The sequence below is a fragment of the Streptomyces sp. GL_141 genome (assembly GCF_057834385.1).
In genome coordinates this window covers 6,594,125-6,606,126 of sequence record NZ_CM174402.1, presented here as the reverse complement: position 1 = coordinate 6,606,126, position 12,002 = coordinate 6,594,125, and the positions used below count along the sequence as shown (strand labels likewise).

The 12,002-nt window shown below is 75.0% G+C and carries 8 protein-coding genes, 1 pseudogene and 1 riboswitch; of the genes and pseudogenes, 7 read left to right on the top strand and 2 right to left on the bottom strand.

Annotated features, from left to right (window positions below; all coding sequences use genetic code 11):
• Positions 1–10: 10 nt before the first annotated feature.
• Positions 11–156, top strand: a riboswitch (cobalamin riboswitch).
• 37 nt (positions 157–193) lie between these two features.
• From AC3IX6_RS29345 to AC3IX6_RS29325, 5 genes and pseudogenes are all read left to right on the top strand, one after another.
• Positions 194–1,174, top strand: coding sequence for a cobalamin biosynthesis protein (locus AC3IX6_RS29345; protein ID WP_489366072.1), 981 nt, complete (start codon positions 194–196; stop codon positions 1,172–1,174).
• Positions 1,171–2,691: pseudogene (locus AC3IX6_RS29340) on the top strand (cobyric acid synthase); the annotation flags it as partial. The gene AC3IX6_RS29345 and the pseudogene AC3IX6_RS29340, both read left to right, overlap by 4 nt.
• A gap of 340 nt (positions 2,692–3,031) precedes the next feature.
• A complete protein-coding gene (locus AC3IX6_RS29335; protein WP_489366070.1) occupies positions 3,032–5,131 on the top strand; it encodes a putative cobaltochelatase in 2,100 nt (699 codons plus the stop codon).
• On the top strand, positions 5,131–5,730 hold the full coding sequence (cobO, locus tag AC3IX6_RS29330; RefSeq protein WP_243338462.1) for a cob(I)yrinic acid a,c-diamide adenosyltransferase: 600 nt from the start codon (positions 5,131–5,133) through the stop codon (positions 5,728–5,730). Before AC3IX6_RS29335 ends, cobO begins: the two co-directional genes overlap by 1 nt.
• On the top strand, positions 5,724–7,220 hold the full coding sequence (locus tag AC3IX6_RS29325; protein ID WP_489366068.1) for a cobyrinic acid a,c-diamide synthase CobB: 1,497 nt from the start codon (positions 5,724–5,726) through the stop codon (positions 7,218–7,220). Before cobO ends, AC3IX6_RS29325 begins: the two co-directional genes overlap by 7 nt.
• A gap of 29 nt (positions 7,221–7,249) precedes the next feature.
• Here the strand turns inward: AC3IX6_RS29325 and AC3IX6_RS29320 are convergent, their stop codons facing one another.
• Positions 7,250–7,996 (bottom strand): ZIP family metal transporter, encoded by a 747-nt coding sequence (locus tag AC3IX6_RS29320; RefSeq protein WP_489366067.1) that lies wholly within the window; start codon positions 7,994–7,996, stop codon positions 7,250–7,252.
• A 188-nt stretch (positions 7,997–8,184) separates the two neighbouring features.
• On the opposite strand from AC3IX6_RS29320, the gene cobC reads away from it, so the two are divergent.
• Both cobC and AC3IX6_RS29310 read left to right on the top strand, forming a co-directional pair.
• Positions 8,185–9,609 (top strand): Rv2231c family histidinol phosphate aminotransferase CobC, encoded by a 1,425-nt coding sequence (gene cobC / locus AC3IX6_RS29315; RefSeq protein ID WP_489371595.1) that lies wholly within the window; start codon positions 8,185–8,187, stop codon positions 9,607–9,609.
• A 171-nt stretch (positions 9,610–9,780) separates the two neighbouring features.
• Positions 9,781–11,019, top strand: coding sequence for a CapA family protein (locus tag AC3IX6_RS29310; protein WP_489366066.1), 1,239 nt, complete (start codon positions 9,781–9,783; stop codon positions 11,017–11,019).
• A 53-nt stretch (positions 11,020–11,072) separates the two neighbouring features.
• Here the strand turns inward: AC3IX6_RS29310 and AC3IX6_RS29305 are convergent, their stop codons facing one another.
• The gene (locus AC3IX6_RS29305; RefSeq protein WP_489366064.1) at positions 11,073–11,996 is read right to left on the bottom strand and encodes an SCO1860 family LAETG-anchored protein; all 924 of its coding nucleotides are present in this window, start codon (positions 11,994–11,996) and stop codon (positions 11,073–11,075) included.
• Positions 11,997–12,002 lie beyond the last annotated feature (6 nt).

The window sequence follows — 12,002 nt, the reverse complement described above, 5'->3', positions numbered from 1 at the left end:
GGGCCTTCGCGCTGCGTGGTGGACTGCGCGAGCCATTACGGCGGCATGGAGAGGAAGTCCGGTGCGAATCCGGCGCGGTCCCGCCACTGTCACCGGCGCACGCGGACCCCGTGTGCGGCCGGGAGCCAGGAACTCTCGCCGCCGGACACGTCGAACCAGGGCGCGGACCCTGAGTGAGGACATACCTGCCACCATGCGTGCCGATCGCGTCTTCGCGTACGGCGTCACGGCGGGCCTGATCGGCGACCGGATCCTCGGGGATCCGCGCCGAGGGCACCCCGTGGCCGCCTTCGGACGAGCCGCCGCCGCCGTCGAACGCGCCCTGTGGCGCGACGACCGCGCGCGGGGCGCCCTGCACACCCTGCTGTGCGCTGGAGGCGCGGCCGCCGTCGGCGCGCTGGGCGCCCGCGCCGTGCGCTCCCGGCCCGCGGCCGCCCGCATCGCCCTCACCGCCGCCGCCACCTGGGCCGTCGTGGGCGGCACCTCGCTGGGCCGCGAGGCCCGCGCCATCGGCGGCGCGCTCGCCGCCGGGGACGCCGAGGTGGCCCGCGAGCGGCTGCCCCACCTGTGCGGGCGCGACCCGCAGGCGCTGGACGAGCAGCAGATGGCCCGCGCGGTCGTCGAATCGGTCGCCGAGAACACCTCCGACGCCGTGGTCGGGGCCCTGGTGTGGGGCGCCGTCGCGGGCGTCCCCGGGCTGCTGGCCTTCCGCGCCGTGAACACCCTGGACGCGATGGTCGGCCACAAGTCCCCCCGCCACCTGCGCTACGGCTGGGCCTCGGCCCGGCTCGACGACGTGGCCGGCTGGCCGGGCGCCCGGCTGACGGCCCTCGCCGCCGTACTGGCCGGGCCCGACCGGCGAGGAGCCGTACGGGCCTGGCGCGCGGATGCCGCCAAGCACCCGAGCCCCAACGCGGGCCCCGTGGAGTCCTCCTTCGCCGGGGCGCTCGGCGTACGGCTGGGCGGAACCCTGGCGTACGCGGGCCGGGTCGAACACCGGGCCGTGCTCAACGGAGCGGCCGGGCGGCCGGTGGAGGTCGCCGACATCGAACGGGCGGTGCGGCTGTCGCGCCAGGTGACGTGGCTGGCGCTCGGGGCCTGTGTGGCCGCCCGGACGCTGGTCTCCCGGACGCTGGTCTCCCGTACGACGAAGAAGAAGGGGCGGCGCGCATGAGCGACGGCGCGAAGCGCGGCGGGGGCCTCCTCGTCGCCGGTACGACCTCGGACGCGGGCAAGAGCGTGGTCACGGCGGGCATCTGCCGGTGGCTGGCCCGGCAGGGCGTGAAGGTGGCCCCGTTCAAGGCACAGAACATGTCCCTGAACTCCTTCGTGACGAGGGAGGGCGCCGAGATCGGCCGCGCACAGGCCATGCAGGCCCAGGCGGCCCGCGTGGAGCCGACCGCACTGATGAACCCGGTGCTGCTCAAGCCCGGCAGTGACCGGAGCAGCCAGGTGGTGCTGCTGGGCAAGCCGGTGGGCGAGATGAGCGCGCGGGGCTACCACGGGGGGCGGCAGGAGCAGTTGCTCGGCATCGTCACGGACTGCCTGGAGCAGTTGCGGGGCACGTATGACGCCGTGATCTGCGAGGGGGCGGGCAGCCCGGCCGAGATCAATCTGCGCCGGACCGACATCGTGAACATGGGCATCGCGCGGGCCGCGCGGTTCCCGGTGGTCGTCGTCGGCGACATCGACCGGGGCGGGGTCTTCGCGTCCTTCTTCGGCACGACGGCGCTGCTCTCGCCCGAGGACCAGTCGCTGATCGCGGGCTACCTGGTCAACAAGTTCCGCGGCGACGTCACCCTGCTGGAGCCGGGCATGGAGATGCTGCGCGGCCTGACCGGGCGGGCGACGTACGGGGTGCTCCCCTTCCAGCACGGGCTGGGCATCGACGAGGAGGACGGCCTGCGGGTCTCCCTGCGGGGCGCGGTACGGGAATCCGTGGTCGCCCCGCCCGTCGGCGAGGACGTGCTGCGGGTCGCGGTCTGCGCGGTGCCGCTGATGTCCAACTTCACGGACGTCGACGCGCTCGCGGCGGAGCCCGGGGTGGTCGTGCGGTTCGTGGACCGCGCCGAGGAACTGGCCGACGCCGACCTGGTCGTCGTCCCCGGCACCCGCGGCACGGTCAAGGCCCTGGCCTGGCTGCGCGAACGCGGGCTGGCGGACGCGCTGGCCCGGCGGGCCGCCGAGGGCCGGCCGGTCCTGGGCATCTGCGGCGGGTTCCAGCTCCTCGGCGAACACATCGAGGACGAGGTCGAGTCGAAGGCCGGCTCCGTGCCGGGGCTCGGGCTCCTTCCGGTACGGGTCCGCTTCGAACGGGAGAAGACCCTGGCCCGGCCCGTCGGCTCGGCGCTGGGCGAGCCGGTGGAGGGGTACGAGATCCACCACGGCGTGGCCGAAGTCCTCGGCGGAACGCCCTTCCTGGACGGATGCCGGGTCGGGTCGGTGTGGGGCACCCACTGGCACGGCTCGCTGGAGTCGGACGGCTTCCGCCGGGCCTTCCTCCGCGAGGTCGCGGCTGCGGCCGGCCGCCGCTTCGTCCCGGCCCCGGACACGTCGTTCGCCTCCCTGCGGGAGGAACAGCTCGACCTGCTGGGCGACCTGATCGAGGAACACGCGGACACGGACGCGCTGATGCGGCTCATCGAGACCGGAGCCCCGTCGGGCCTCCCCTTCCTCCCCCCGGGCGCGCCATGACCGGCGCAGCCCTGCGGGGGCCGTCCCCTACCCGCCCTTCCACCGTTCCCCGGGGCTCCGCCCCGGACCCCTCGGGGGCCAGCCCCCGGACCCCCGCTCCTCAAACGCCGGAGGGGCTGGATTTTCCGGCCCCCGGCGGTCACGTGCGGGCCGACGCCGATCACATCCAGCCCCGCCGGCGTTTGAGGCGCGGGGTCCGGGGCGGAGCCCCGGGGAACGGGCGAAGGGCGGGTAGGGGAACTCCGCCCCGCGCAGCGGCGCACCCGCAGCCCGGACCCGCCGTCCACGCCCGCCCGCGCACGCGTACCCGTACACCCATACAAGAAGGGGCCACCGCATGAGCACGCCCTACCCGTTCACCGCACTGGTCGGCCAGACCGACCTGCGCCTCGCGCTGCTGCTCAACGCCGTGAGCCCCGCGGTCGGCGGTGTTCTCGTGCGCGGTGAGAAGGGGACCGCCAAGTCCACCGCCGTCCGCGCCCTGTCCACCCTGCTGCCGCAGGTGGACGTGGTCCCCGGCTGCCGGTTCAGCTGCGCGCCCACCGCCCCGGACCCCGCCTGCCCCGACGGCCCCCACGAGCCGGGACCGGCCGCCGCGCGGCCCGCCCGCATGGTGGAGCTGCCCGTCGGCGCCTCGGAGGACCGGCTCGTCGGCGCCCTCGACATCGAACGCGCCCTCGCCGAAGGCGTGAAGGCCTTCGAGCCCGGCCTGCTCGCCGACGCGCACCGCGGGATCCTGTACGTCGACGAGGTCAACCTGCTCCACGACCACCTCATCGACCTGCTCCTCGACGCCGCCGCGATGGGCGCCTCCTACGTCGAGCGCGAGGGCGTCTCCGTACGGCACGCCGCCCGTTTCCTCCTCGTCGGCACGATGAACCCCGAGGAGGGCGAGCTCCGCCCGCAGCTGCTCGACCGGTTCGGGCTGACCGTCGAGGTCGCCGCCTCCCGCGAGCCCCTCCAGCGGGTCGAGGTGGTGCGTCGCCGGCTCGCCTACGAGGACGACCCCGCGGGGTTCGCGGGCCGCTGGTCCGGGGACGAGGAAGCGGTGCGCGCCCGGGTGGTGGCCGCGCGGGCGCTGCTCCCGCAGGTGCGCCTCGGCGACACCTCGCTGCTGCAGATCGCGGCGACCTGCGCCGGTTTCGAGGTCGACGGCATGCGCGCCGACATCGTGATGGCCCGTACCGCGACCGCGCTCGCCGCCTGGGCCGGACGGACCGAGGTGCGCAAGGAGGACGTGCGGCAGGCCGCCCTGCTGGCGCTCCCCCACCGGCGCCGCCGCAACCCCTTCGACGCGCCGGGTCTCGACGAGGAGAAGCTGGACCGGATCCTGGACGGGTTCCCGGACGACGAGCCGGAGCCCGAGCCCGAGCCGGAGCCGGAGGGTCCGGGCAAGGGCCCGGAGGACGGCGGCCCGGACGGCGGCGGCCCCGATGGCGGGGGCGGCGTACCCCCGCAGGGCTCCGGCCCGGACGCGCCCGAGGCCGAGGACGGGCCGGAGGCGCCGGAAGCGCCCGAGCAGCGGCCCGAGACGCAGCCCTCCGCCCAGGAGAACGAGGCGGCGGCCGGTCCGGCCGAGCAGGCACCCGTACGGGCCGCCGAGCCCTTCCGCACCAAGATGCTGAGCGTCCCGGGCCTCGGCGAGGGCGCGTCCGGCCGGCGTTCGCGCGCCCGCACCGCGCACGGCCGCACCACCGGCGCCCAGCGCCCCCGGGGCCAGCTGACCAAACTGCACCTGGCGGCGACCGTCCACGCCGCAGCCCCGCACCAGAAGGCGCGCGGCCGCACCGGGCGCGGGCTGGTCGTCCGCAAGGACGACCTGCGGCAGGCGACCCGCGAGGGCCGCGAGGGCAACCTCGTCCTGTTCCTCGTCGACGCTTCCGGTTCCATGGCGGCCCGGCAGCGCATGAGCGCGGTCAAGGGTGCGGTGCTGTCCCTGCTGCTCGACGCCTACCAGCGCCGGGACAAGGTCGGCCTGATCACCTTCCGGGGTTCCTCGGCCGAGCTCGCCCTGCCGCCCACCTCCTCCGTCGACGCCGCCGCGACCCGGCTGGAGAACCTGCCGACCGGCGGCCGCACCCCGCTCGCCGCCGGGCTGCTCAAGGCCCACGAGGTGCTGCGGATCGAGCGGCTGCGGGACCCGAGCCGGCGCCCGCTGCTCGTGGTCGTCACCGACGGCCGGGCCACCTCGGCCGGCGCCGTCGGCGGGGACCCGCGCGAGCTTTCCGCGCGCAGCGCCCGGCTGCTGGCGGCCGGCGGGGTCGCCTCCGTGGTCGTGGACTGCGAGTCGGGGCCGGTCCGGCTCGGGCTGGCCGGAGCGCTGGCCGCCGATCTGGGCGGCCCGGCCGTCACCCTCGACGGGCTGCGGGCCGATTCGCTGGCCGGGCTCGTGAAGAACGTTCGTACTCCATCCCCGACCCTCAGGAGGGCCGCGTAATGCCGCAGGGACAGCCGTCCGTCGTTCCGGACGACGGACTCACGACGCGTCAGCGCCGCAACCGCCCGCTCGTCTTCGTCCACACCGGACCGGGCAAGGGCAAGTCGACGGCCGCCTTCGGTCTGGCGCTGCGCGCCTGGAACCAGGGCTGGCCGATCGGGGTGTTCCAGTTCGTCAAGTCGGCGAAGTGGAAGGTCGGCGAGGAGAACGCGCTGAAGGTGCTCGGCGCCTCCGGCGAGGGCGGCTCCGTCGTCTGGCACAAGATGGGCGAGGGCTGGTCCTGGGTCCAGCGCGACGCCCAGCTCGACAACGAGCAGGCGGCCAAGGAGGGCTGGGAGCAGGTCAAGCGCGATCTGGCCGCCGAGACGCACAAGCTGTACGTGCTGGACGAGTTCGCGTACCCGATGCACTGGGGCTGGATCGACGTCGACGAGGTCGTCGAGGTGCTGCGCAACCGTCCCGGAACCCAGCACGTGGTGATCACCGGGCGCAACGCGCCGGAGAAGCTGGTGGAGTTCGCGGACCTCGTCACCGAGATGACCAAGGTCAAGCACCCGATGGACGCCGGCCAGAAGGGCCAGAAGGGCATCGAGTGGTGACCTCGTTCAACGTACCGAGACTGGTCATCGCCGCGCCCTCCTCCGGCAGCGGCAAGACCACCGTGGCGACGGGCCTGATGGCGGCCTTCTCGGAGCGCGGCCTCGCCGTGTCCCCGCACAAGGCCGGGCCCGACTACATCGACCCGGGCTACCACGCGCTGGCCACGGGCCGGCCGGGGCGCAACCTGGACGCCTTCATGTGCGGACCGGAGCTGGTGGCTCCGCTGTTCGCGCACGGGGCGGCCGGATGCGATCTGGCCGTCATCGAAGGCGTGATGGGGCTCTACGACGGGGCCGCGGGACGGGGCGAACTGGCCTCGACGGCGCAGGTCGCGAAGCTGCTCCGGGCGCCGGTGGTACTGGTCGTCGACGCGTCCTCGCAGTCGCGGTCGGTGGCGGCGCTGGTGCACGGTTTCGCCTCCTTCGACCCGCAGGTGCGGCTCGGCGGCGTGATCCTGAACAAGGTCGGCTCCGACCGGCACGAGGTGATGCTGCGGGAGGCGCTGGAGGAAGCGGGGATGCCGGTGCTCGGCGTCCTGCGGCGGGCTCCGCAGGTGGCCGCGCCCTCGCGGCACCTGGGGCTGGTGCCGGTCGCCGAGCGGCGGGCGGATGCGGTGTCTTCCGTCGCCGCGCTGGCCGACCAGGTTCGCCAGGGCTGCGACCTGGACGCGCTGATGGCCTTGGCTCGGACGGCCCCGGCGCTGGCTTGCGAGGCCTGGGCTCCCGACCAAGCTCTTCTCCCCCACCCCGCCCCTTCCCGAAACCGGGGCTCCGCCCCGGACCCCGCGCCTCGAACGCCGGCGAGGCTGGATCTTTCAGCCCGTCCGGCGTTTGAGGACCGGGGTCCGGGCAGAGCCCGGGGAACGGTGGAAGGGCGGGCTGGGGGACCTGTCGTCGCGGTTGCCGGAGGGGCCGCCTTCACGTTCTCGTACGCCGAGCACGCGGAGCTGCTCACCGCCGCCGGTGCGGAGGTGGTGACCTTCGACCCGCTGCGGGACGAGGAACTCCCGCCCGGCACCACCGGCCTGGTGATCGGCGGCGGGTTCCCCGAGGTGTACGCCCCGGAGCTGTCCGCCAACGAGCCGCTCCGCAAGGCCGTCGCCGCGTTCGCCGCGGCCGGCGGCCCGCTGGCCGCGGAGTGCGCGGGGCTGCTGTACCTGGCCCGGTCGCTGGACGGCAAGCCCATGTGCGGGGTGCTCGACGCCGACGCGCGGATGTCGGAGCGGCTCACGCTCGGCTACCGCGAGGCGGTCGCCGTCTCGGACAGCGTCCTCGCACCGGCCGGGACCCGGCTGCGCGGGCACGAGTTCCACCGGACGGTGATCGAGCCGGGCGCCGGCGCCGCGCCCGCGTGGGGCTTCACGCATCCGGAGCGCCGGGTCGAGGGGTTCGTGGCCGGCGGTGTGCACGCCAGCTACCTGCACACGCACTGGGCGGCGGAGCCTTCCGTGGCCCTGCGGTTTGCCGAGGCCGCGGCAGCGCACCGGTGAACCGGAGACGCCCGGGGCCGGCCGCCGCGTCACTCCGCCAGGCCCACGACCAGCCAGATCCCCGCCACCCCGCCCACGGTGCACATCAGGGTGGACAGCGCGGGGTGCTTGTGGTGGGCCTCGGGCAGGATCTCGGCGGCGGCCAGGTACAGCAGGACGCCTCCGAAGAAGCCGAGGTAGGCCCCGAGCGGTTCCTCCGGAAGGGTGAACAGCAGAGTGGACGCGGCCCCCACGACGGGGGCGGCCGCGTCCGCGAAGAGCATGAGCAGGGCCTTGCGGCGGGCGTTGCCGTACAGCCGGGTGAGCGTGTACGTGTTGAACCCGTCGGCGAAGTCGTGGGTGATGACGGCCAGTGCCACGGCCACCCCCATCCCCCCGCCGACCTGGAACGCGGCGCCGAGGGCCACCCCGTCGGCGAGGCTGTGGCCGACCATGGCGGCGGCCGCCGTCAGGCCGACCTGGGGGACCCTCTTCCCGTGGTCCGGGTGCCCGTCGCCGTTCGTGGCCCCGTGGGAGGCCTGGCGGACGGCCAGGAGGCGTTCCACGCAGTGCGCGGCGAGGAAGCCTCCGACGAAGAGCAGCAGGGCGAGCGGGACGCCGAAGAGTTCGTCACCGGCGGCGTGCATGGCCTCCGGGAGCAGGTCGAGGCCCACGACGCCGAGCATCAGCCCGCCGGCCAGGCCCAGCACGAGGTGGCGGCGGTCGGTGACGCGCTGCGCCGTCCATCCGCCTGCCAGGGTCATCAGGAACGCACCCAACGCCACGATCACGGCCATGTGCCCCTGCATACCGACTCCGCGCCGCCCGCGCACTTCCGCGCCCGGGTGGCGGACCACGGCCGGTTGACGGGCCGGCCGTGCGTACAGTCCCCGCGCACGACGCACCCGCGCACGAAGTCCACGACCATGAGCACGAACATGAGCACGAGCACGAGCAGCACCACGCACACGACGACGGAGAACGGGTGAACCTGTTGGGCGAGTACGCGACGCAACTGGTCGTCGGGGTCGGTGGCCGCGCGGGCGTGTCCGTCGCGGAGGTCTGCGCGCTGGTGGAGGAGACCCTGCGCGGCGCCGGCCTGGCGTCGGATGCGGTGACGGCCCTGGCCACCGTGGAGGGCAAGGTCCTGGAGGCGGGGATCGCGGGTGCGGCGGAACGTTTCGGCGTTCCCCTGCTCAGCTACCCGGCCGAGCGCCTGGCCGCGATCCCGGTACCGCACCCCTCGGACGCCGCCCGCGAGGCCGCCGGCACCGCGTCGGTGGCGGAGGCCGCCGCGCTCGCCGGGGGCGGGGAACTCCTCGTGCCCAAGCGGCGGTCGGTGGCGGCGACCTGCGCCGTCGCCACGGCCCACACGCACGATCTGCGCCACCACGGGGATGCGGAGGTCTCGGACGGGGGCGCGGGACTGGTCGATCTCGCGGTGAACGTACGGTCCGACACGCCCCCTCAGTGGCTGAAGGACCGGATCGCGGCTTCGCTCGACGTCCTGTCCGCGTACCCCGACGGCCGTCCGGCCCGCGCGGCCGTGGCCCGGCGCCACGGGCTGCCGGTCGAGCGGGTGCTGCTGACCGCGGGGGCCGCGGAGGCGTTCGTACTGATCGCGCGGGCGCTGGGCGCCGTACGGCCCGTGGTGGTGCATCCGCAGTTCACCGAGCCGGAGGCGGCCCTGCGCGATGCGGGCCACCGGGTGGAGCGGGTGGTGCTGCGGGCCGCGGACGGCTTCCGGCTGGACCCGGCGGCGGTACCGGAGGAGGCCGACCTCGTGGTGGTCGGGAACCCGACCAACCCGACCTCGGTGCTGCACCCGGCGGCGACCCTGGCCGCGCTGGCCCGGCCCGGGCGGATCCTGGTGGTCGACGAGGCCTTCATGGACGCGGTCCCCGGCGAACGCGAGGCGCTGGCCGGGCGGACGGACGTACCGGGCCTGGTCGTGCTGCGCAGCCTGACCAAGACCTGGGGCCTGGCCGGGCTGCGCATCGGTTACGTGCTGGCCGAGCCCGGGGTGATCGCGAAGCTGGCGGCGGCGCAGCCGCTGTGGCCGGTGTCCACGCCGGCGCTGGTGGCGGCCGAGGCGTGCGTGGCCCCCGCGGCGCTGGCCGAGGCGGAGGCCGCGGCCCGGCAGATCGCGGTGGACCGGGAGCACCTCCTGGCGGGGCTCGCGGAGTTCGAGGAGATCTCGGTGGCGGGTACGGCGGCGGGGCCGTTCGTGCTGATCCGGGTCGAGGGAGCGGCGGAGATCCGCACCCGGCTGCGCGCGCTGGGCTTCGCCGTGCGCCGCGGCGACACCTTCCCGGGGCTGGACCGCTCCTGGCTCCGGCTGGCGGTCCGCGACCGCGCGACGACGGGCCGCCTCCTCCAGGCGCTCGACCTGGCCCTCGCGGCGCGCTGACCACGTGCCGACCACGCACTGACCACGCGCCGGGGGCACGTCGCCGGGTGGGGCCCGCACCGCGCGGGCCTCACCCCGATGGCGCGTTTGCGCGGGTCGCGCATCGCGACGGTCGCACCGGTGCGCGACTATTTCCGCAGGTAGTGACCATGCGACACCGGGGGTACGGGGATGAACACAGTCGGCAGGATAGGTGCGGCCGTGGTCGGACTGGCCGTGGTGGGGGGCGCCGCCTACGGCGTGACGCAGCTGGCCGGCGAGGACGGCGGCGCGGCGGCGAAGCAACGGCTGGGGGCGAAGCCGGGGGCGGCCGCGAGTCCGAGCGGCGACGCCGCGGCCGGAGCCACGGCCTCGGCCCCGCCCGGCGGGAAGCCGTTCACGCTCGTCGGCACGGGCGACATCATCCCGTACCCGTCGATCATCCAGCGGGCCGCCGACGACTCCGCGGAGAAGGGCGGCTACGACTTCCGGAAGATACTCGCCGGGGTCAAGCCCATCGTCTCCGCCGCCGACCTGGCGATATGCCACCACGAGATACCGTACGGCCGGCCCGGCGGCCCCTACACCGGATATCCCCTCTTCAAGGCCCCGCACCAACTGGCCGACGCCCTCAAGGACACCGGCTACGACAGCTGCTCGACCGCCTCGAACCACACCCTGGACGACGGGTACGACGGCCTGGTCCGCGTCCTCGACCACCTCGACCGCGTCGGCATCCGCCACGTCGGATCGGCCCGCGGCGCCGAGGAGGCCAAGGCCCCGGCCGTGATCGAGGCCAGCGGTGCCAAGGTCGCGCAACTGGACTACACGTACGGGACGAACGGCGTCCCGCTCCCCGAGGGCAAGCCCTGGGCCGTGAACCTGATCGACCCGGCGCGGATCGTCGCCGACGCCCGCGCCGCGCGCGCGGCCGGCGCGAACGTCGTCGTCCTCAGCGTCCACTGGGGCTCCGAGTGGCAGACCGCCCCGGACAAGCAGCAACTGGACCTGGCCCAGACGCTGACCGCCTCGCGCGGGGCGGACGGCCTCCCCGACATCGACCTGATCCTCGGCACCCACAACCACGTGCCGCAGCCGTACGAGAAGGTCAACGGCACCTGGGTGGTCTACGGCATGGGCGACCAGGTCGCCAGCTTCTACGAGGCCGAGAAGGCCCGCGGCAACATGTCCTCGATCCCCCGCTTCACCTTCGCCCCGGCGGCCGCCCACCCGGGCCGCTGGGAGGTGGTGAAGGCCGAGTACCTCACCCAGTTCTCCGACATGCGGCCTCCGTTCCGCGTCGTCTGCACCTCCTGCGAGGCCGCCACCTCCTCCGCCGACAGCACGTACGCCGCCGCCGACCGCGAGGTGACGAAGGCCGTGATGTCACGCGGCGCCGGGGAGCAGGGGCTCACGCGCGCGACGAAGTAGGGCGCGAGGACGGCCCAGGCCCCACGAGGCCCTGGCCCCACGAGACTCCGGCCCTACGAGGCCCTGCCGCGCCGGGTCACGACCAGCGCGGCGGCGCCGAAGCCGAGCAGGATCAGCGCACCGCCCGTCACGTACGGGGTGAGCGAGCCGCCTCCGGTCTCGGCGAGGCCGGCCTGGGACCCGGAGCCGCCCGTGGTGGCCGTCTGGGGCTTGACGTCGGGCAGCTTCGAGGCGCCGGCCGTGGGGGCGGGGGCGGCCGGGGACTCGCAGCGGGCCTCGGCGAGCACGATCTCCCCCTCGACCTCGGCGACGTTCAGATCGAGCGGGTTCACCGACACCTTGAGCCGCAGCGCGGTCGCGGCGGCCGTGGTGGAGGTGGTCTGGGTGGCGGAGAGCTCCAGGGCCACCAGGCCGACCTTGGGGACCTCCACCTTGGTGGGGCCGCCCGCCGAGAGGGTGACCTTCTTGCCCAGGACGGTCACGGTGCCCAGGACGTTGGAGCTCGCGACCGGCTTCTCGCCCGCCTCGCAGACGGCCTTGGAGGTGACCTTCTCCACCTCGATCACGGACAGCAGGGGCAGGCCCGGCACGTGGACCCGGGCCTTGGCGAGGTTCGCCTCCGCCGCGGCGCGGTCGGCGTCGGAGGTGGCCTTCGAGGTGGCGACGTCGGCCCGCAGGACGCTCACCGGCTGCCCGCCCTCGACCCCGTCGAGGGTGACGGTGAGCGCCGTCTTCGCGGAATCCGCCGGGGCGCTGACCTCGTTGAGGGTCGCGTTCAGCGGGACGTGCACGGTCTTGTTGAGCAGGCCCACGTCCAGGGTGGTGCGCAGGACGACGGCACTGGCCTTGCCGGCCCCCGGGCGGGATCCGGTGGAACCGGCGGAGCCGGTGGCGAAGGCGGGCGGGGCGGCGAGCAGGGCAACCGCTCCCGTGGCGACGAGCGCGGCCACGGGCATGCGGAAGGTGTTGCTGTTCAAGGTGGT

What these genes read in the sequence shown, in the direction of transcription:
- AC3IX6_RS29345 (WP_489366072.1), top strand. Translation starts at nt 194, where the DNA reads ATGCGTGCCGATCGCGTCTTCGCGTACGGCGTCACGGCGGGCCTGATC.
- AC3IX6_RS29335 (WP_489366070.1), top strand. Translation starts at nt 3,032, where the DNA reads ATGAGCACGCCCTACCCGTTCACCGCACTGGTCGGCCAGACCGACCTG.
- cobO (WP_243338462.1), top strand. Translation starts at nt 5,131, where the DNA reads ATGCCGCAGGGACAGCCGTCCGTCGTTCCGGACGACGGACTCACGACG.
- AC3IX6_RS29320 (WP_489366067.1), bottom strand. Translation starts at nt 7,996, where the DNA reads ATGGCCGTGATCGTGGCGTTGGGTGCGTTCCTGATGACCCTGGCAGGC.
- AC3IX6_RS29310 (WP_489366066.1), top strand. Translation starts at nt 9,781, where the DNA reads ATGAACACAGTCGGCAGGATAGGTGCGGCCGTGGTCGGACTGGCCGTG.